Genomic DNA, 20,028 nt, shown 5'->3' on the forward strand with positions numbered 1-20,028 from the left:
GTCGGTCGGTCCGTACGCCTATGTCCCATTAGGGGTGTCTTGAGAGCGCGGTCACAGCGCGGCGTCACAGCGCGGCGAGCAACGCCGTCCCGTCCGGAACGCCCAGACCGGTGCACGCATCCCAGCCCGCTGTCGCCTGGAACGCTCCGTTGTCGCCGCTCGTGATGTCCCTGAACCCCGCGGCGACCTGCCCTTTCGCCACCGAGTCGTAGAGCGCGGGCTGAGCGAGGCCGAGGGGTTTGCCCGTCGACTGCACGATGCGGGCCACCAGTGCCGCCCAGAGCGGTGCGACAGCGCTCGTGCCTCCGATCACCAGTTCTTTGCCGTCGACGAGCACGCGGTAGCCGGTCTGCGGGTCGGCGACCGCCGAGACGTCCGGCACCCCGCGACCGCTCGGTCCGTTCGCGCTTCCACCCGCATCCACACCGCCCGCGCCGACGGGGACACCGACGTTCTTCTGCCAGCTCGGCTGCGCGAAGGCGGCGCTGACGCCACCGCCGGTCGCTCCGCCTCCCGTTCCGTTGTTCCACACCGTCTCCGACTGCACGACTCCGGTGGATGCGTCGGCGCTCAGCCTGGTGCCCCCGCAGGCCAGCGCGTGCGGAGACGACGCGGGGAAGTCGACGTGCGCCTTGCCGTCGGTCGCCCTGTCGCTGCTCCCGTCGTCGCCGGCCGCCGCGGTCACCGTCACCCCGAGCGCCGCGGCGTCGACGAGCGCCTGGTCGAACGCGGTGCGCGCCTGCGCCGTCCAGGCGTCCTCCGACTGGCCCCAACTGATGCTGATCGCCGCGGGCGTCGGGTCGGCGTGGGCGGCGGTGGTGACCGCATCCACGAATCCGGCGTCCGTATTGGGCGCGAAGTACACGACGATGTGCGCGCGCGGCGCGAGCGCCCCTGCCACCTCGATGTCGAGCATCACCTCGCCGTCCGCCCCGTTCGGGTCGGAACCCGGCTGATTCGCCGCCCCATCGACGCCGACCGCTGTCACGGTGGGGCCGGCGATCCCGAGCCCGGAGAAGTAGGTGTCGAGGTCGCTCTGCTCGAACCCTCCGCCGAGCTCGATGATCGCTATGGTCTGGCCGCTGCCGTCCGTGTCGGCGGGGAAGCGGTAGATCGCGCCGAGCTCCAGCGGCGTGTAGCTGGTGCTCACCGCCCGCGGCCGTGCCACCCGGAACAGCGCGCGCGCCTGCGGACGGTCGTCGAGCCCCAGAACGGCGGTCACGACTCCGTCGAGCGCGGCGGGGATGCTCAGCCCACCGGTGCGGCTGCGGTGCGTGAACTCCCGGTCGGCCGCATCCCGGGCCGTCGCCCGATCGAGGTCGGTGCCGAACACTCTGGCGACCAGCGCCGACGGTCCGGAGACGCGCACCCTGCGCTCTGCGGCGTTCGCGTCGACCACGGTGAGGCCGAGGCCTTCCAGCGTCGACGCGACCAGGTCCACGTCAGCAGTGGATGCGCCGTACGTCTTCGCGAAGTCCGCGCGGCTGACCGGCGTGATCAGAGCGTCGTCCGGCAGCTCGGTCTGCCGCCGCAGCACGAGCGTCGCCTCGACCGTCGTGGCAGGGTCGATCGCGGAGTGGGCGGTGACGCCGGGGGTCTCCGGCCGCTCACTGCCGGGCAGGGGGACGAGGTCGATCGGCTGGTTCGCATCCATACCCACGGTCTACCACCGGCCACCGACCGCGGACAGGGGCAGGTCAGACCCAGCTCGGCAGCCACATGTGGATCTGCCAATACCAGAACGGGATCTGCTGCGCGGTCCAGATCGGCCAGAAGAACACGCTCACCGCCGACGCCACCGCGAGGAACAGACCCACCCAGATGATCCCGCGCTTGCGGCGGTGCGACGGGTCGCTGCGCCTGCCGAGCACGATCCCGATCACAGCGGTCAGCCCGAGGATCAGGTAGGGCTCGAACGCGATGGCGTAGAACTCGAAGATCGTGCGGTTGATGTAGAGCAGCCACGGCAGATACCCGGCAGCGAGGCCGGTGAGGATGAGCCCAACCTGCCACTCCCGGTAGCGGATCACCCGGTAGACCAGGTAGAACGCCGCGGCCGCGGCCGCCCACCAGATCAGCGGGTTGCCGAGGGAGGTGATCGCCGACGAGCAGGCGCTGGCCGTGCATCCGTTCTCGCCGAGGTTCGAGCCGACGTAGTACATGCTGGTCGGCCGGATCATGAACAACCAGGTCAGCGGGTTGGCCTGGTATGGATGCGAGACGTGCAGGTTGATGCTGTAGCCGTACATCTCGGTCTGGTAATGCCAGAGGTTCTGCACCCACAGCGGCACCCAGGACAGCGCGCCCTTCCACTGCATGTGCGTCGACTCCGCCCAGTGCCGGTAGTACCCGCCGCTGGTGACGAGCCATCCCGTCCAGGTGGCGACGTAGCTGACCAGAGCGATCGGCACCATGAGGACGAACGTGGCAGGCGCCTGCTTGAGGATCGCCCCGCTGATGAAGAACGGCAGGCCGACACGGCGCCTGGCAAGGATGTCGACCACCACGGTGTACACCGCGAAGAACGCCAGGAAGTAGAAGCCGCTCCACTTCACTCCGGCGCACAATCCGGCGAGCACGCCTGCGGCGAGCAGCCACGGCCGCCACCACAGCACGGGCCCCCAGGCGGGGTCGCGCCCCGCCGCCCACGCCGCGTGAACCTTCTCCGCGAGCCGGGTGGCGTGCCACTGCCTGTCCAGCAGGATGCACCAGAACGCCAGCAGGGCGAGGAACATCACCGAGTTGTCGAGCAGGGCGACCCTGCTCATCACGATCGCGTGACCGTCGATGGCCAGCAGGAACCCGGCGACGGTGGCGAGGATGGTCGACCCGAACAGCTTGCGCGCGATCAGGAAGACGACCAGCACGGCCAGGATGCCCACGACGGCGGTCGAGATCCGCCAGCCGAAGGAGTCGCCGGCGCCGAACGCTGCGAGGCCGAGTGCGATCATCCACTTGCCGAGCGGTGGATGCGCGACGAACGACGGATCGGACGTGAAGATGCCGGTGTTGCCCGCGTTGAACTGCTGATCCGCCTTGTCCGGCCAGCTTCCCTCGTAGCCGAGGTGCATCAGCGAGTACGCGTCCTTCACGTAGAACGTCTCGTCGAAGACCAGTGCGTGCGGGAACCCCAGGTTCCAGAGGCGCAGCACGGCGGCGAGCAGCGTGACGGCGACCGGGGCGCCCCAATACCAGAGCTTCATCCGCAGCGGGGTGCGGAGCATCCGTGCCCACCAGTCGTCGAGCCTGGTTCCCGTCGGCTCCGCCGGAGGTGGCGCGATCGGGATGCCGATGGCGGGTGTCGAAGTCACCAGATCATGCTAGAGGGTGCGTCTATGGGTGACAGACTCGGAGCATGATCATCCTCGCGGCCACCCCCATCGGCAACCTCAAAGACGCGTCTCTGCGCCTGATCGAGGTGCTGGGCGCCGCCGCCGTGGTCGCGGCGGAGGACACCAGGGTGACCCAGCGCCTGCTCGCCGGGCTCGGCATCGAGAACCGGCCGCGCCTGATCGCGCTGCACGACCACAACGAGCGCGACAAGTCCGCCGAACTGGTGGAGCTGGCGCGCGAACAGGACGTGGTGGTGCTGTCGGATGCGGGGATGCCGACCGTCTCCGACCCCGGCTTCCACCTCGTCGAGGCTGCGGCGGCCGCCGGCGTCGGCGTCACGGCCATCCCCGGCCCGAGCGCGGTGGTGACGGCGCTCGCCGTGTCCGGGCTGCCCACCGACCGGTTCACTTTCGAGGGCTTCCTGCCGCGCAAGCAGGGGGAGCGGCTGAGCACGTTCCGCGCGCTCGCCTCCGAGCCGCGCACGATGGTGTTCTTCGAGTCGCCCAACCGGCTCGCCGCATCCATCGCCGATCTGGCGACGGTGCTCGGCGACGACAGGCGGGTGGTGGTGTGCCGCGAGCTGACCAAGCTGTTCGAAGAGGTCAAGCGCGGCACAGCGGCCGAGCTCGCGGCGTGGGCGGCGGAGGGCGTTCGCGGCGAGATCGCGGTCGTCGTCGCCGGAGCCGAGGCGCGGACGGTCGATCTGGAGACCGGCGTAACACAGGTGCTCGCGCTGGTCGCGGGCGGCGTGCGGCTCAAAGACGCGGCGGGAGAGGTCGCAGAGGCGACGGGGCTCGGCAAACGCGACCTCTACCAGGCGGCGCTCGACCGGAAGTGACCCCAGGCGGTAATACGCCAGGATGCGCCCCCGCGCGCCCGTAGGATGGTCACCATGTCCGACGGCTCTTCGTTCTACATCACCACGCCGATCTTCTACGTGAATGATGTCCCGCACATCGGGCACGCATACACGGAGGTCGCCGCTGACGTCCTTGCGCGCTGGCACAGGCAGGCCGGTGACGACACCTGGCTGCTGACCGGCACGGACGAGCACGGCCAGAAGATCCTGCGCACCGCCACCGCCAACGGCACCACCCCGCAGGAGTGGGCCGACCGCCTCGTCACGAACGAGTGGCTCCCGCTGCTGAAGACGATCGACATCGCGAACGACGACTTCATCCGCACCACGGACGAGCGGCACGAGAAGAACGTTCAGAAGTTCCTGCAGAAGCTCTATGACGACGGCTTCATCTACGCCGGGGAGTACGAGGCGCTGTACTGCGTCGGCTGCGAGGAGTTCAAGCCGCAGAGCGAGATCGTGGACGGCACGGGGGAGTACGAGGGCCAGAAGGTCTGCGCCATCCACTCGAAGCCACTTGAACTGCTGCAGGAGAAGAACTACTTCTTCCGGATGAGCCAGTTCGCCGACCAGCTCCTCGCGCTCTACGAGGAGCGCCCCGAGTTCGTTCAGCCGGAGTCGGCCCGCAACGAGGTCGTCTCGTTCGTGCGCCAGGGGCTCAGCGACCTGTCCATCTCGCGGTCCAGCTTCGACTGGGGCATCAAGGTGCCGTGGGACGAGACGCACGTGGTCTACGTGTGGTTCGACGCGCTCCTCAACTACGCCACCGCCGTCGGCTACGGCCAGGACGACGAGAACTTCGCCAGGCGCTGGCCCGCCACGCACATCGTCGGCAAAGACATCCTGCGCTTCCACGCGGTGATCTGGCCGGCCATGCTCCTCGCCGCGGGACTCGACGTGCCGCACCAGGTGTACGGCCACGGCTGGCTCCTTGTCGGCGGCGAGAAGATGTCCAAGTCCAAGCTGACCGGCATCGCGCCCACCCAGATCACCGACACGTTCGGATCGGACGCGTTCCGCTACTACTTCATGCGCGCCATCAGCTTCGGCCAGGACGGCTCGTTCAGCTGGGAAGACCTGTCGGCCCGCTACCAGGCCGAGCTCGCCAACGGGTTCGGGAACCTCGCATCCAGGGTCGTCGCGATGGTCTCGCGCTACTTCGAGGGAGTCGTGCCGCCCGCCGGTCGTTACGAGGACGCCGACTTCACCGTGCAGAAGACGGTCGCGGACGCCGCTTCCGCCGCCGACGCGGCCATCGAGAAGCTGGCGATCCACGACGCGCTCACCGCCGTCTGGACGATCGTCGACGAGCTCAACGGCTACATCACCGCCCAGGAGCCGTGGTCGCTCGCCAAGGACGAGACGCAGCGCGAACGCCTCGCCACGGTGCTATACACCGCCGCGGAGGGACTGCGCGCGCTGGCCGTGCTGCTGTCTCCCGTCATCCCGAAAGCCACGCTCAAACTCTGGGTGGCGCTCGGTGCGGAGGACGAGCTCGGCGGCCTCGACGAGCAGCCGCTGCGCACCGCGGGCGAGTGGGGTCAGCTTCCCGCCGGCACCACGGTCAACGGCCTCGAAGCGCTGTTCCCCCGGATCGACGCCGACGCGGTGCCCGGCGCATGACCGACCCGGCGTTCATCCGGCAGCGTCACGTCACGGATGGACGTGACCTGGAGTACCCGCCGCTGCCGGAGGCGCTGGTCGTCCCGGTCTACGACAACCACACCCACCTGGAGATCGCGGACGGCGACGAGCCGATGGACTACCGGGAGCAGCTTGACCGCGCGTCCAGCGTCGGCGTCCGCGGCGTCGTCCAGGTCGGCAACGACGTGGAGACCTCACGCTGGTCGGCCGACATGGCCGCCATCGAGCCCAGGATGCTCGCCGCCGTCGCCCTGCACCCGAACGACGCACCGGACTACGCCGAGCGCGGCGAGCTCGACGACGCGCTCGCGGTGATCGCCGAGCTGGCCGCCCGTCCACGGGTGCGCGCTGTCGGGGAGACGGGCCTCGACTTCTACCGCACGGAAGCCGGTCCGCGCCGCGACGCGCAGTTCCGCTCGTTCGAGGCGCACATCGAGATCGCCAAGCAGAACGACATCGCCATGCAGATCCACGACAGGGATGCGCACGCCGACGTCATCGCGACCCTCAAGCGGGTCGGCGCCCCCGAGCGCACCGTGTTCCACTGCTTCTCCGGCGACGCCGAGTTCGCCCAGCTCTGCGCGGACAACGGCTGGTACATGTCGTTCGCCGGCAACGTCACGTTCAAGAACGCCGAGAACCTCCGCGAGGCCCTGCGGGTCGCGCCGCGCTCGCTGATCATGGTCGAGACGGATGCGCCGTTCCTCACCCCGACGCCGTTCCGCGGAAGGCCGAACGCCCCATACCTCATCCCGCACACACTGCGCGCGATGGCGGAGACGATCGGCACGGACGCCTCGACGCTGGCCGCGCAGATCTGCTCGAACACCGAGCTGGTCTACGGCCGCTGGGACGCCGAGCCCGTCGCGTCGCCGCCGACCACGCCCATCGGGATCATCGCGTGACCGCCCTTCGCCTCCTCGGCCCCGCCGAGATCCGCGATCTGGCCGACCTGCTCGACGTCACGCCGACCAAGAAGCTCGGCCAGAACTTCGTGATCGACGGCAACACCGTCCGCCGCATCGTGCGCGTCGCGAAGGTGCAGCCGGGGGATGTGGTGGTCGAGGTCGGGCCGGGGCTCGGCTCGCTGACTCTCGGGTTGCTGGAGGCGGACGCGTCCGTCGTGGCCGTGGAGATCGACGGCAGGCTCGCCGAGCAACTGCCGACGACCGTCCGCACCATGGCGGAGCAGGTCGCGGACCGGCTCACCGTCGTGCACAAGGATGCGCTGCACGTCACCGAGCTGCCGCAGTCGCCGACGAGGCTCGTCGCGAACCTGCCGTACAACGTCTCCGTGCCCGTGCTGCTGCACTTCCTGGAGAATTTCCCCGGCATCCGGAGCGGCGTGGTGATGGTGCAGGCCGAGGTCGGTTTCCGCGTCGCGGCGGAGCCGGGGTCGAAGGTCTACGGCGCGCCCAGCGTGAAGGCGGCCTGGTACGGCTCCTGGCGCACCGCGGGCACGGTCAGCCGCCAGGTGTTCTGGCCGGTGCCGAACGTCGACTCCGTGCTCGTCGCCTTCGAGCGCCACGCGCAGGAGCCGGGGGACGAGGCGCTGCGAGCCCGCACGTTCGAGCTGGTGGATGCGGCCTTCCAGCAGCGCAGGAAGATGCTGCGGCAGGCTCTCGCGCCCGTCTACGGCGACTCGGCCACCGCATCCGCCGCCCTGGAGGCCGCCGGGCTGGCGCCGACGCTGCGGGGCGAGCAGCTCGGCATCGCCGACTTCGTCAGGCTCGCCACGGCGAGGGTCTAGCGCCTGGCTCATCCGCCTGTAGGTTGGGAGCATGACCACTCCGGCCATTGACGCAGTTCACGTGCGAGCCCCCGGCAAGATCAACGTGTTCATGCGCGTCGGGGCGGTGATGGACGACGGGTACCACGACGTCGCGACGGCGTATCAGGCCGTCTCCCTCTACGAGGATGTTCGCGCGTACCCCGACGACGACTTCTCCGTCACTTTCGGCGGCTCGATCGACACGTCCGGCCTTCCGACGGACGGCACCAACCTGGCGATCAAGGCGGCGAAGCTGCTGGCGAGGAAGACCGGATACACCGGCGGTGTGCGCCTCGAGATCGACAAGCACGTCCCGATCGCGGGCGGGATGGGCGGGGGCTCGGCGGACGCCGCAGCAACGCTCGTCGCCTGCGACGCCCTGTGGGGCACAGAGGCGAGCAAGGAGGACCTGCACGCCATCGCCGCCAGGCTCGGCGCCGACGTGCCGTTCGCCCTGGTCGGCGGAACGGCGATCGGCACGGGCAGGGGAGACCGGCTGAGCCCGGCGCTCGCCACCGGCCAGTTCCACTGGGTGCTCGCCCTTCCGGACAGCCAGCTCAGCACGCCGGCCGTCTACAGCGAGCTCGACCGGCATCGCGAGCGCCACTCCAGAGACATCGCGCCCGCCCAGTTCACGCCGACGGTCGACACCGCCGTGCTGCAGGCACTGCGCGCCGGTGACCCGGCCATGCTCGCCGAGTCGCTGACGAACGACCTGCAGGCTCCGGCCATCCATCTGGCGCCCGAGATCGGCGATGTGCTCGAACTCGGCGAGATGAACGGCGCACTCGCCGGGATCGTGTCCGGCTCGGGGCCGACTGTCGCGTTCCTGACGGCGGACCTCGACAGCGCGCTCGACCTGCAGATCGCCCTGAGCGCCGCTCGGCTGACGGCGGTGCGGGCGACCGGGCCGGTGCACGGGGCGCGGATTCTGGCCGACTAGCTCTGCGACGTGGTGGCGCTCCATGTGAGTGTCATGAGAATTCCACACCTTCGCAACCAGAATATCGAATTCAAGTATTGACGTGTGCAATAGTGGATGCGTTGCACGGGGCCGCCGAATCGCGGCGTGCGACAGCGAGGGCTCCGTCCCCATGGCCTCGCTTGCTACCCCAGGCGCGACCGACCGTCGTCGGCGCGCCGAACGCCTGTAGCGGACCCGACCCGCTGCAGGTTTCGAAAGGACTCGCAGCCTCATGCGAAGAATCACTCAGAAACCCCGAAGAATGCAGAAAGTGGTCCGGGTGGCTCGGGTCGGTGTCGCCGCCGGCTCGGTGGCGGTCGTCTCCGCGTGCGGCACCTCGCTCGCCGGCCCGGCGACGGCGGCGACGGGCACAGCGCCCGCGGTTGTCACCAGCCCCGTTGACGGAAGTCTCGTCGTCACGGCCAAGCCGACCGTGGCGGGACTCAGCTCGGCGTCCGCCTCGGTGACCGTGAACGTCGACGGAAGCAGATACTGCACGTCCACCGACGCGCTCGGTTACTTCTCCTGCTCACCGTCGAACTCCGCGAAAGGGCTCGAACTGGGCGGCCACACGCTGCAGACCGTCTCCGGGCCGTTCGCGACGACGACCTCCTTCACGTACATGCCCCCGAGCGTGATCCCGCCGCTTGTCATCACCAGACCGGACGCTCTCACGTCACTGAAGACACCGGTGTTCGTCGGCACGGGCATGCCCGAAGCCGTCGTCGGGCTGGCGGACGCCGACACTGGCCAGTTCTGGGGCGAGGCGACAGTCGATGCCGATGGGAACTGGTCGCTGACGGTGCCCGACCTCCCGCAGAGCCGATTCATCGTCGCGGCCGTGACATACAGTTACCGCGGCGGCCTCGTGAGCACGACCGCATCCCACCCGTACTTCTACGTTCCGGGCGAGCCCGCAGCGGTCGAGGCGGCGCGGGTGGCGGTGACCACGCCGACGAGCGGGCTGTCGTGCCGGTAGCGTGTCCCGCGTTCTCCGGAACCGGTGAGCCTGGCGCATCCATCGTCGTCTCCGATCAGGGCGGCGCCGAGCTCGCATCGACGACGGTCAGAGGGGGCGGCTCGTGGAGCGTCGCCTCCGCCGTCGCCGTCGACGTCGCCGACGGCGACGTGACAGCGACGGTCACGCAGACGGCGGGTGACGCCGTGAGCACGGCCACCGTCGCGTTCTCCGTCTCCACGGCCGTCGAGACCGCACCGCTCGTCGTCTCGTCGCCGATCGCGGGAGCGACCGTGGACACCCGCACCCCCGTCTACGCGGGAACCGGGCACCCGGGCGCGCTGGTCGAGGTCAGAGGCTCGACGGGCCGAGTGCTGGGCAGCACGACGGTCGCGGAGGACGGGACCTGGTCCGTGGCCTCGGCCATCGAGCTGCCGGACGGCGGGTACCTCGGATCGGTGGAGCACACGTTCGGCGGCGCATCCACCGTCGCCGCATTGTCATACTCGGTCGCGGTCGCCCCCGCGGTCGCCCCCGCGATCCCTACCCGGCCGTTCGTCGTGACGTCACCGGCCGTCAGCCAGGTCATCGGCTCCCCGGTCCCCGTCTTCTCCGGGACCGGAACACCGGGAGCCGTGGTCGAGATCCGCGGTAGCAGCGGACGCCTCGTCGCAACGACGACCGTGGATGCGGACGGCGCGTGGTCGGCGACCTCGACGCTCACCCTGCTCCCCATCGACTCGGGATTCTCCGTCACCAGCCCGGCGTCCGGCGCTGAGGTCGACGGTCCCCGCCCCGTCTACACCGGATTCAGCGAACCGGGCGCGACGGTGAAGATCGTCGGAAGCACCACCCGCATCGTCGCCACGGCGGTGGCGGACATGAACGGCTCCTGGACAGCGCACGCCGCGTTCGACCTCATCCCCGGCCGCTACATCGGCACGGCCGTCGAGGTCGTCGACGGTGAGACGGTGGGTGTCCTCACGATGGAGTACTTCGTGAAGGAGGGCGGCAGGTAGACCCGAGAGATGCCAGCGACTGTCGCAGCCTGCATGGGGCGCGGGGCGGTCGCTGGCATCTCGTTATATCGGCCGAGTGATGAAAGACTGGCCGCGAGAAATATCATCACAAATGTGCAACTGTGGATGCGCGTGAGGGTCCTCGCGCATGATCGGTCCGTTGTGTTTCCTAGCGCAGCGGTGTTGAAGGAAGCGCATAAGTATGAGACGAAGAAGTTATCGGTCGGCGCTGCGCGTCACCCGCGCGGCTGCGGTCGCGGCCGCAGTACTGCTGCTCCCGGTGACCGGGGTCGCCATCGCTGACTCGGCCTCGGCCGAGCCAGCGCACGGAATCGTCGAAGAGCCCACGCCGGTCGAAACAGAAACGGAGCCCGGTGCCGAGGTCGGTGTGACCGGCACGTGGGACATCAACACGTTCGCACAGCCTCCGGCGCCTCTGTTCGCCGCGCTTGTCGCCGTGATAGCTCCCGCTGCGGGCGAGGTCATCGAAACGCGCACGCCTGTGTTCTCAGGTACTGGTGAGCCCGGTTTGCTCGTCCAGATCGAGGTGAAAGCGACGGCCACCATCGTCGGGAAGGCGCGCGTCGACGAGGACGGGAGATGGGCGGTCGCTTCCAACGTCCGACTTGCGGATGGCTTACACGAACTCGTGGCTCGGCAACTCCACCACGACTACTACGACCACAGCTCAGCGGATCTCACCTTCACGGTCGTCGCCGCTCCGAACGAGCCTGCTCCGGATGAGCGGGACCAGTTTGATTTCTCTGTCGAAAGCCCGATGACGGGAAGCGTAATCACTGACGTGACCACGGTCTTTCGTGGTCATTCGCAAGCGGGCTACAGGATCGAGCTAGAGGATAAGGCCACCAAACGCACGCTCGCGGCTGCGTATGCGGACGCGGACGGCCGCTGGCTCATCGAGATCCGGCTCGAGGTCGGATTTCACGAGGTGCGGGTCGTCCAGATGCCTGCGTGGGATTGGCCAACGGTCGGCGACGGTTACGTGCTCTCGTTCACCGTGGATTCAGCCCAGAGCCGCCCGCTGACGGTCACGACACCGGACATCGCGACTGCGTTTCCGACGCGCACACCGACCTTCAGCGGTACCGGCACGCCTGGCTCCACGATCGAGATCAGAGGTCCGCTCACGCGGACTTCGTTCATCGAGCCAACCGTCGTTGACTCCGACGGCAATTGGGCAGCGACCTCGGCCCTGACTCTCCCCATCGGTGGATACATCGCCGAGGTGCGAGCATCGGATGCCAGTTCTCCAGCGATCCAGATTCGGTTCTGGGTAGGCCAACCCCCGCGAATGGAGTGTCCGGCATACGGCGAAACCGTGGAAGGCCCGCGCCCGACGTATTCCGGAACGGCGTTCGCTGGTGCGATGGTCGAGATCCGTGGCAACTCGGGCAAGCTTGTTGCTTCCGCAACGGCGGATGCGAACGGCGTGTGGTCGACGGCAGCGGACTTCGACCTCGTTCCTGGTCACTACATCGTGAAGATCGCGCAGTCTGTCGGTGGCGTCGACATGGGGCGCGGCTTCTGGGACGTTCACTACTACGTCGCGTAGTGCGGATGCCGTGGTGCCGGTAACTGCCACCGCTTGTTCGCGACGCGGTTGCCGGCGCCCTCACGTCGCCGAGATCACCCCGGTCAGCAGCAGCACGGCCACCAGCACCGCGAGTCCCACCCGATACCAGATGAACACCGTGATCGGGTGCCGCGTCACCAGCCGCAGCAGCCACGCGATGCTCACGTATGCGACGATCAGGCTCACAATGGTGGCCACGATCGTCGGGAGCCAGCCAACGCTCGCACTGATCGCGCTCGCCTGCGTGATGCCCTCGTACCCGCCGGCCGCGACCAGGGCGGGGATGGCGAGGAAGAACGACAGGCGCGTCGCCGCCACGCGGTCGAGGCCGCGGAACAGGCCGGCGCTGATGGTCGCGCCGGAGCGGGAGACGCCGGGGATGAGGGCGATCACCTGGAAGACGCCGATGGCGACCGCATCCATGACGTTGGTCGACTCTTCGCCGCGGTCTTGGCGTCCGACGCGCTCGGCGGCCCACATCACGATGCTCCACAGGATCAGCGCCGCGACCACCACCCACAGGTTGCGCAGTCCACCGGAGATGAGGTCTTTGGCGACCAGGCCGACGATCGCGATGGGGATGGAGCCGATGATCACGTACCAGCCCATCCGGTAGTCGTGGCCCCGCGCATCCCGGTTGAACAGGCCGCGCGCCCAGGCGACGACGATGCGCACGATGTCTTTCCAGAAGTAGATGATCGCCGCGAGGATGGCGCCGACCTGGATGATCGCGGTGAAGGCTGTCACGCCCTGGTCGTCGATCTTCAGTCCGAGGAGTTTCTCGACGATGGTCAGGTGGCCCGTGCTCGACACGGGAAGGAACTCGGTGATGCCTTCGACGATGCCGAGGATCAGCGCTTGCAGCAGGTTCATCCGACCGCCTCTCGATTCAGGATGCGGATTCCAGCATGTCGGTATGGCGGCAAGAAGTCTCTGAGAATCGCGCGAAGCGAGGGCATTTCTACCCCAGGATGCCCATGACACAGGCGCAAGTCGGGTGTTGAGACGATTCGTTGATGGATCGTATCCAAGCGCCCCATGCGGTCGGGCATCCCGGGGTGTGATCCCAAAATACCGAGGCCGTCAGGCGGGCTCATAACCGTGACGGGAAAACCGTCAAGTATTGACGGGGCGGTGCCGGGAGCGGTTCGCGCGCACGCTCCTGGAGGCGAGACTGAGCTTTCTCAGGTCGCGCCGAGAGGACAGTTCCAGCTTGGCCAGGATGTTCCGAACGTGGAAGTTGACCGTGGTCACCGACACGTACAGCCGCTCCGCGATCTCCTTGTTCGTCATGCCGGCAGCGAGCGCGTACGCGACCTGCCGCTCCCTGGTGGTCAGTGGTGCGAACGGGTCGGATGGGGCGTCCTCCGCGGCGCCCCCGCTGACCGTCAGCTCTTCCAGCAGTCGAGCGCACCGCGCCAGATATCCGGATGCGCCGACCCGCCTGAACGTCTCGGCCGCCTGTTCGAGCAGCGCCGTCGCGCGCGGCTGATCGGTGCCGAGCGCGGTGAGCAGCCGTCCGGCCTCCGCCGCCGCGACAGCCTGCGGGAACGGAAAACGCGCGGCCGACGGATCGTCGAGCGACGCGAGGTGTGCATCCAGCGCCTCCTGCGGCTTGCCCTCTGCCTCCAGCACGCGGCCCTCCAGCCAGCCGAGCGACCCGTAGTACGGCCGCCACATCCCTGGGGCCCGGCAGCGGGCGAGGGCGGCGCGTGCCTCCTCCGCGCGGCCGAGCGCTGCCAGCGCATCCACCCGGTAGGTCAGCCAGCCGAGAGTGGATGCGCGGGTCGCCACGGCCTCCGCCTCCTCCGTGACGGCGAGTTGCGCCTCCCGGTCGCCGAGGGCACGGGCGAGTTCGGCGCGGGCGATGAACGGGAGGTCGCTGTCGTACGAGCCCGCGATGCTGAGCTTCGCCTGCGCCGCCGACCGGAGCCGCTCGTCGACGGCCGCCGACTCGCCACGACCGGCGCGCACCAGCGTGGAGGCCCAGAGGGCGATCGGCCAGCCGGACAGGTCGGTCTCGTCGAGGGCGAGCGCCACGGCTGCGTCCGCCAGGGTGACCGACTCGTCCCACTCTCCGACCAGGAAGAGGACGTGGGCGTAGATCGTGCGGGCGAAACCGGCTGTCCAGCTCGACGGGAAGCGCTTGAGCAGCTCGTTCGCGCGGGCGAGGTCGTCGCGGGCGCGGTCGACGTCTCCGCCGAGGACGAAGACGCGGGCGCGGGAGACGAAGGCGTCGACGGCGGAGGGGGAGGCGGCGTCGACCAGGAGCTCGTCGAGCTCGGCGACGAGCGGCCCGACGAGGTCGGGACGCACGTGCCCGGCCGCGGTGAGCGCCCAGCCGAGCAGGCGCAGCAGGTAGTCGCGCGGCTGCGCCAGCCAGCGCAGTGCGGGGTCCGAGACCTCGGACGGGTCGTCCGGCGCCGCCGCGATGAGGCGCCGGCCGATCTCCAGGTGGTCGAAGACGCCGGGGAAGTCGCGGGTCGCCATCAGCACCTTCGGCATCGCCTCTGCGACGTGCGCCCGGATCGCCCGCTCGTCCGGTGTGCTCGCCTCGCTGCCTTCGAGCGCCAGCGCGATCGTGAGCGCGCCGGGGATGTCGCCGGTGAGCGTTCGCAGCTCCAGCAGGATCAGGTCGCGCGCCTCCGACGGCGGCAGGGCCTCGATGGCGGGCGCCAGGTCGAAGATGCGTTCGTGCATCCTGGTCCGCAGTGCGAGCAGCCCGATCTCCAGCAGGGCGCGGTCGTGCTCGGCGCCGGGGGCCGCCAGGTGCACGGCCGAGCGGGCGTAGCTCATCGCCTGGTCGGCCTGGTTGCGGTCGGCGGCCGTGCGGCTGGCTTCGAGGAGTTCGGCGACCAGGGTCGGGTCGGCGATGTCGGCCGCCTCCACCCTGTGACGGAGGGCGCGGTGCCCGGTGAGCACGTCGGCGGCGACCCGGTGGATGGCCACCCGGCGTTCCATGCTCAGCTCGCCGGAGAGGGCGTCGGCGAGGATGGCGTGCGCAGGCTCGACCCAGACGACGCCGTCGCGTTCGGAGGACAGCACCAGCCCGCGGGACACCGCGCCTGCCGCATCCACCCGGGTGCCGAGGCGCGCGGCGATGGTGCCGAACACCGGAAGCGGGAGCGGGTCGCGCAGCACGGCGATGATCTCCGCCGCCTGCCGCACGGACGGGTCCGCACCCTCGAGCGCCGAGGCGACCGCCGTGGAGAGCGGGGTGATGGCGGCGGCGGGGAGGTCCCAGCCGGCGGGGTGCAGCGCTGCCGCGAACGTCTCGCGGAGCTGACCGAGCAGCACGCTGAGCAGCAGCGGCGAGCCCTGGGTGGCCTCGGTGAGCCTGGTCGCGGTGCGCCGGGACACGGCGTGGCCGAGGATGTGCCTGGCGAGCTCCTGCGTGTCCGCGACGGCCAGCGGCGCGAGCTCGATGCGTGCGTGGTTGACCGTGGAGGATGCGACGTCCTCGAACAGCGCCACGACACTGCCGGGAAGCGGACGCGACGCCGCAGTGAACAGGAAGCCCTGGTCGGACAGCCTGCGCACCACGAACCGCAGCGCCCGCGCCGACGCCTCGTCCACCCACTGCGCGTCGTCGACGATCAGGCAGACAGGGCGGCCGACCCCGTCGACCGCGTCGAGCAGCAGGCGGCCGACCGTCAGCGGGTCGTCGGACTGCTCCGGCTGCCGGATGCGCGTGCCGCTGACCGCGTTGAGCCCGCGGACCAGGGTCTCCACCGTCGAGTAGCTGAGGTCGGACTCGAACGAGTCTGCGTGCACGCGCAGGACGGTCCAGCCGTCGAGCCGCTCGGCGACGTCGGCCAGGAGCGCCGTCTTGCCGAGGCCGGCCTCGCCGGTGACGAGCAGCGCGCCGCCCTTGCCGAGCGCGCGGTGGGCGACGAGCAGCATCGTCTCGCGTTCCCTGTCGCGGCCGAACAGCGGCTTCGCATCCGGGCTCGAGGCGTCCTCTGTCACGTCGTTCCCCATCCCGACCGGTCGTGCGCCGTGAGCGGGTAAGTACATACGGGCGGACCGGTCTCAGCGATCTTCGCACAGTGGCGGACCGACCGGGATCACCCGTCCTGGGGGCGAACGCCCGGCCGGTAGGCTGGAAACCCTCATGGCACACCTCCTCGGCGCTGAGTCGCTGCACCTCGAATACCCGACACGCGTGATCTTCGACAGCGTCACGATCGGCATCAACGAGGGCGACCGCATCGGCATCGTCGGCCGCAACGGCGACGGCAAGTCCACCCTGCTCTCGCTGCTCGCCGGGCGCATCCAGCCGGATGCTGGCCGAGTCACCCGCCGCCGCGACGTCACGGTCGGGATGCTCGACCAGGGCGACGAACTCGACCAGAGCCTCACGGTCGGCCAGGCCATCGTCGGCGATCAGGAGGAGCACGTCTGGGCGGGCGACGCCCGCGTCAGGGACGTGCTCGCCGGGCTGGTCTCCGACATCCGCTGGGAGGCGACCGTCGCCGAGCTCTCCGGAGGTCAGCGACGCCGGGTGGCGCTCGCCGCGCTGCTGGTGCACGACCACGACATCCTGTTCCTCGACGAGCCGACCAACCACCTCGACATCGAGGGCGTCGCCTGGCTGGCGGCGCACCTGAAGACCCGCTGGCCGGCCACCTCGGGCGGTCTGGTGGTCGTCACCCACGACCGCTGGTTCCTCGACGAGGTGTCCACGGCGACGTGGGAGGTGCACGACCGGTTGATCGAGCCGTTCGAGGGTGGATACGCCGCATACATCCTGCAGCGCGTCGAGCGAGACCGGATGGCGGCGGTCGTCGAGAACAAGCGCCAGAACCTGATGCGCAAGGAGCTCGCCTGGCTGCGCCGCGGCGCTCCCGCCCGCACGTCGAAGCCGAAGTTCCGAATGGATGCGGCCGCCGAGCTGATCGCGGACGAACCGCCCGTGCGCAACCCGGTCGAGCTCAGCCAGATGGCCACCGCCCGCCTCGGCAAAGACGTGGTCGACCTCCTCGACACCACCGTGATCTACCCGCCGAAGACCGTGCTGCGGGACATCGAGTGGCGCATCGCACCCGGCGAGCGCACGGGCATCCTCGGTGTGAACGGCGCAGGCAAGTCCACACTGCTCGGCCTGATCGCCGGAACGGTCGAGCCGACCTCCGGCCGGGTCAAGCGCGGCAAGACCGTGCAGATCGCGACCCTGACGCAGCAGCTCTCCGAGCTGGACGACGTGATGGAGGACCGGGTCAGCGAGGTCATCGCCGGCAAGCGCACGACCTACGTCGCGGGCGGCAAAGAGATGACGCCAGGTCAGCTCCTGGAACGCCTCGGCTTCACCAACGCGCAGCTCTCCACGCCGGTCAAAGACCTGTCGGGCGGTCAGAAGCGCCGGCTGCAGCTCCTGCTCATCCTGCTGGACGAGCCCAACGTGCTCATCCTCGACGAGCCGACCAACGACCTCGACACCGACATGCTCGCCGCGATGGAAGACCTCCTCGACTCCTGGCCGGGGACGCTCATCGTCGTCTCGCACGACCGGTACCTGATCGAGCGCGTCACCGACCAGCAGTACGCGGTGATGGATGCGTCCCTGCGGCATCTGCCCGGCGGCGTCGACGAGTACCTGCGGCTGCGGAAGGGCCAGCTCGCGACCGGGGGACCGGCGGCGACCACCGGTGGGGCCGGGGGCGCATCGGGTGGCGGCGCATCGGGTGGCGGCGCATCGGGTGGCCCGGCCTCCGCATCCACTGTGCCCGCGCTCTCCGGAGCAGCGTTGCGCGCCGCGGAGAAGGAGGTCTCCTCCATCGACCGCCGTCTCGGCAAACTGGCCGACCAGGTCGCGGCGACGCATGAACGCCTCGCCCAGCACGACCAGTCCGACTACGAGGGCATCGGCGTCATCTCCAACGAGCTGCGCGCGCTCGAAGACGAGATCGCCACCCTGGAAACCCGCTGGCTGGAACTCTCCGAACACCTCGAGTCCTAACCACCAACGAGTGGTCCCGAATTGCCGTGCACCCGCCTGAGCGCACGGCAATTCGGGACCACTCGTCGAGGGCGACCCGCGGGTAGGCTCGCCGCATGGCAACGCACGCCGTCACCAACCAGCCGCCGCCGCGAGTCGATCTGGACGAGTTCGCCGCGAACCTCCCGCTCGCCGAGGGGGTCGACCGCCACGACGCCGGGTGGGCGCGCGCCGGCCTGGCAGCGGTCGGACGCCTCGTCGGCAGTGCCGGATTCCAGCGCGACGCCGAGAGGGCGAACGTGCACGAGCCTGAACTGCACGCGTTCGACCGCTGGGGCAACCGCATCGACGAGGTGGAGTACGACCCGTCGTATCACCGCGTGCTCGGCGAGGCTGTCGCAGCGGGGGCGCACACCTCCGCGTTCGCCGAGCCGCGTCCCGGCGCGAACGTCGCCCGCGCGGCCACTTTCATGCTGTTCGCGCAGGTGGAGGCCGGGCACGCGTGTCCGGTGTCGATGACGCACGCCGCTGTACCCGCCATCGTCGCGTCCGCCTCGCCGGAGCTCGCCGCCACCTGGCTTCCTCGTCTGCTCAGCCGCGAATACGACCCTGCCATCGCAGCCCGTAAGAGCTCGGCCCTGTTCGGGATGGCGATGACGGAGAAGCAGGGCGGCTCCGACGTGCGCGCCAACACCACCATGGCCGTGCCGGACGGCGACGGCCGCCACCTGCTCACCGGCCACAAGTGGTTCTGCTCCGCGCCGATGTCGGACGCGTTCCTCGTGCTGGCGCAGACCGCATCCGGCCTGAGCTGCTTCCTGGTGCCCAGGGCGCTCGACGACGGCAGCCGCAATGTTTTCGCCATCCAGCGCCTCAAGGACAAGCTCGGCAACCGCTCCAACGCCTCCAGCGAGATCGAGTTCGACGGCACGGTCGGCCACCTGCTCGGGGAAGAGGGACGCGGCGTCCGCACCATCCTGGAGATGGTGAACCGCACACGCCTGGACTGCATCCTGGGCAGCGCCGCCGGGATGCGGCAGGCCGTGGCCGAGGCCGCCTGGCACGTCCGGCACCGCTCGGCGTTCGGCGCTCGCCTGATCGACCAGCCGGCGATGGCCGCGGTCGTCGCCGACCTCGCGCTGGAGTCGGAGGCGGCGACCGCTGTCGCCCTGCGGCTCGCCCGCGCCCACGACGACGACGCGACGGACGCCGAGCGCGCGTTCCGCCGCCTCGCGACGGCTGTCACCAAGTACTGGGTCTGCAAGCGCGGCCCCGGCCACGCGTACGAGGCGATGGAGTGCCTCGGCGGCAACGGATACACCGAGGCGTTCCCGCTCGCTCGCCGCTACCGGGAGCAGCCGGTGATGGCCATCTGGGAGGGCTCAGGCAACGTGATCGCGCTGGATGTGCTGCGCGCGCTCCAGCGCGAACCGGAGACGCTGGAGGCGTTCGACGGCGAACTCGCGGCGGCCCGCGGCGTGCATCCCGGGTTCGACGCGCACCACGACGCCCTGCGCGCGACCGTCGCCGAGCTGTCGCGCACCGACCCTCGGGATGCGCAGACCGCCGTCCGCCCGCTCGTCGCCTCCCTGGCGCTCGCGCTGCAGGCGTCGCTCCTGCTGCGGCACGCACCGGATGCGGTGGGCCCGGCCTTCGTGGACGCGCGCCTCGGCGCCGCCCGCGGCGCGCTCTACGGCGAGCTGCCGCCCGCCGCCCGCGCCGCGATCCCGACGCTCATCGCGCGCGCCTGACGGCGCCCACTTCGCGGCACGCGGCTGTCGGCGCGCACGCCTCGTGCGAAACGTGCGGTGCCGCCGCCCGCGACCGCACCGTTCGCACGACTCGTGCGGACCGCATCCACGCGGCCTCGTGCGAAACGTGCGGTGCCGCCGCCCGCGACCGCGCCTTTCGCACGACTCGTGCGGTGCCGCCGCCCGCGACCGCACCT

The 20,028-nt window shown here is 69.9% G+C and carries 14 protein-coding genes; 10 read left to right on the plus strand and 4 right to left on the minus strand.

Annotation, left to right across the window (positions count from 1 at the left end):
* Nucleotides 1-64 precede the first annotated feature (64 nt).
* Complete coding sequence (locus ACYVGI_RS10215; RefSeq protein ID WP_460632513.1) at nucleotides 65-1,654, minus strand: S53 family peptidase; 1,590 nt, start codon at nucleotides 1,652-1,654, stop codon at nucleotides 65-67.
* Between the two features lie 43 nt (nucleotides 1,655-1,697).
* Nucleotides 1,698-3,311: a dolichyl-phosphate-mannose--protein mannosyltransferase gene (locus ACYVGI_RS10220; RefSeq protein WP_460632514.1), complete on the minus strand. Its 1,614-nt coding sequence runs from the start codon at nucleotides 3,309-3,311 to the stop codon at nucleotides 1,698-1,700.
* Nucleotides 3,312-3,355: 44 nt separating this feature from the next.
* On the opposite strand from ACYVGI_RS10220, the gene rsmI reads away from it, so the two are divergent.
* The 8 genes from rsmI (at nucleotide 3,356) to ACYVGI_RS10260 (ending at nucleotide 12,121) form a co-directional block, all read left to right on the plus strand.
* Complete coding sequence (rsmI, locus tag ACYVGI_RS10225; protein WP_460632515.1) at nucleotides 3,356-4,171, plus strand: 16S rRNA (cytidine(1402)-2'-O)-methyltransferase; 816 nt, start codon at nucleotides 3,356-3,358, stop codon at nucleotides 4,169-4,171.
* Nucleotides 4,172-4,225: 54 nt separating this feature from the next.
* A complete protein-coding gene (metG, locus tag ACYVGI_RS10230; RefSeq protein ID WP_460632516.1) occupies nucleotides 4,226-5,815 on the plus strand; it encodes a methionine--tRNA ligase in 1,590 nt (529 codons plus the stop codon).
* The gene (locus ACYVGI_RS10235; protein WP_402851110.1) at nucleotides 5,812-6,741 is read left to right on the plus strand and encodes a TatD family hydrolase; all 930 of its coding nucleotides are present in this window, start codon (nucleotides 5,812-5,814) and stop codon (nucleotides 6,739-6,741) included. The genes metG and ACYVGI_RS10235 overlap by 4 nt, the downstream gene beginning before the upstream one ends.
* Nucleotides 6,738-7,586, plus strand: coding sequence for a 16S rRNA (adenine(1518)-N(6)/adenine(1519)-N(6))-dimethyltransferase RsmA (gene rsmA / locus ACYVGI_RS10240; RefSeq protein WP_460632517.1), 849 nt, complete (start codon nucleotides 6,738-6,740; stop codon nucleotides 7,584-7,586). The genes ACYVGI_RS10235 and rsmA overlap by 4 nt, the downstream gene beginning before the upstream one ends.
* 31 nt (nucleotides 7,587-7,617) lie before the next feature.
* Complete coding sequence (locus tag ACYVGI_RS10245) at nucleotides 7,618-8,550, plus strand: 4-(cytidine 5'-diphospho)-2-C-methyl-D-erythritol kinase (RefSeq protein WP_460632518.1); 933 nt, start codon at nucleotides 7,618-7,620, stop codon at nucleotides 8,548-8,550.
* Nucleotides 8,551-8,833: 283 nt separating this feature from the next.
* A complete protein-coding gene (locus tag ACYVGI_RS10250; RefSeq protein WP_460632519.1) occupies nucleotides 8,834-9,550 on the plus strand; it encodes an Ig-like domain-containing protein in 717 nt (238 codons plus the stop codon).
* Nucleotides 9,541-10,548, plus strand: a complete 1,008-nt coding sequence (locus ACYVGI_RS10255; protein WP_460632520.1) for an Ig-like domain-containing protein — start codon at nucleotides 9,541-9,543, stop codon at nucleotides 10,546-10,548. The genes ACYVGI_RS10250 and ACYVGI_RS10255 overlap by 10 nt, the downstream gene beginning before the upstream one ends.
* Before the next feature lie 202 nt (nucleotides 10,549-10,750).
* Entirely contained in the window at nucleotides 10,751-12,121 is a 1,371-nt protein-coding gene (locus ACYVGI_RS10260; RefSeq protein ID WP_460632521.1) for an Ig-like domain-containing protein, read from the plus strand.
* 60 nt (nucleotides 12,122-12,181) lie between these two features.
* On the opposite strand, the gene ACYVGI_RS10265 is transcribed toward ACYVGI_RS10260, so the two are convergent.
* Together ACYVGI_RS10265 and ACYVGI_RS10270 are read right to left on the minus strand one after the other, a co-directional pair.
* A complete protein-coding gene (locus ACYVGI_RS10265) occupies nucleotides 12,182-13,015 on the minus strand; it encodes an undecaprenyl-diphosphate phosphatase (protein WP_460632522.1) in 834 nt (277 codons plus the stop codon).
* A 243-nt stretch (nucleotides 13,016-13,258) separates the two neighbouring features.
* Nucleotides 13,259-16,111 (minus strand): helix-turn-helix transcriptional regulator, encoded by a 2,853-nt coding sequence (locus ACYVGI_RS10270; protein WP_460632523.1) that lies wholly within the window; start codon nucleotides 16,109-16,111, stop codon nucleotides 13,259-13,261.
* 145 nt (nucleotides 16,112-16,256) lie between these two features.
* Here ACYVGI_RS10270 and ACYVGI_RS10275 point away from each other — a divergent pair, with 145 nt between their 5' ends.
* Together ACYVGI_RS10275 and ACYVGI_RS10280 are read left to right on the plus strand one after the other, a co-directional pair.
* Nucleotides 16,257-18,101 (plus strand): ABC-F family ATP-binding cassette domain-containing protein, encoded by a 1,845-nt coding sequence (locus ACYVGI_RS10275; protein ID WP_460632524.1) that lies wholly within the window; start codon nucleotides 16,257-16,259, stop codon nucleotides 18,099-18,101.
* Between the two features lie 95 nt (nucleotides 18,102-18,196).
* Nucleotides 18,197-19,831 (plus strand): acyl-CoA dehydrogenase family protein, encoded by a 1,635-nt coding sequence (locus ACYVGI_RS10280; protein ID WP_460632525.1) that lies wholly within the window; start codon nucleotides 18,197-18,199, stop codon nucleotides 19,829-19,831.
* Nucleotides 19,832-20,028: the final 197 nt, after the last annotated feature.

Source organism: Leifsonia lichenia (assembly GCF_054780215.1).

What these genes read in the sequence shown, in the direction of transcription:
- ACYVGI_RS10215 (WP_460632513.1), bottom strand. Translation starts at nt 1,654, where the DNA reads ATGGATGCGAACCAGCCGATCGACCTCGTCCCCCTGCCCGGCAGTGAG.
- rsmI (WP_460632515.1), top strand. Translation starts at nt 3,356, where the DNA reads ATGATCATCCTCGCGGCCACCCCCATCGGCAACCTCAAAGACGCGTCT.
- metG (WP_460632516.1), top strand. Translation starts at nt 4,226, where the DNA reads ATGTCCGACGGCTCTTCGTTCTACATCACCACGCCGATCTTCTACGTG.
- ACYVGI_RS10235 (WP_402851110.1), top strand. Translation starts at nt 5,812, where the DNA reads ATGACCGACCCGGCGTTCATCCGGCAGCGTCACGTCACGGATGGACGT.
- ACYVGI_RS10245 (WP_460632518.1), top strand. Translation starts at nt 7,618, where the DNA reads ATGACCACTCCGGCCATTGACGCAGTTCACGTGCGAGCCCCCGGCAAG.
- ACYVGI_RS10250 (WP_460632519.1), top strand. Translation starts at nt 8,834, where the DNA reads ATGCAGAAAGTGGTCCGGGTGGCTCGGGTCGGTGTCGCCGCCGGCTCG.
- ACYVGI_RS10260 (WP_460632521.1), top strand. Translation starts at nt 10,751, where the DNA reads ATGAGACGAAGAAGTTATCGGTCGGCGCTGCGCGTCACCCGCGCGGCT.
- ACYVGI_RS10265 (WP_460632522.1), bottom strand. Translation starts at nt 13,015, where the DNA reads ATGAACCTGCTGCAAGCGCTGATCCTCGGCATCGTCGAAGGCATCACC.
- ACYVGI_RS10275 (WP_460632524.1), top strand. Translation starts at nt 16,257, where the DNA reads ATGGCACACCTCCTCGGCGCTGAGTCGCTGCACCTCGAATACCCGACA.
- ACYVGI_RS10280 (WP_460632525.1), top strand. Translation starts at nt 18,197, where the DNA reads ATGGCAACGCACGCCGTCACCAACCAGCCGCCGCCGCGAGTCGATCTG.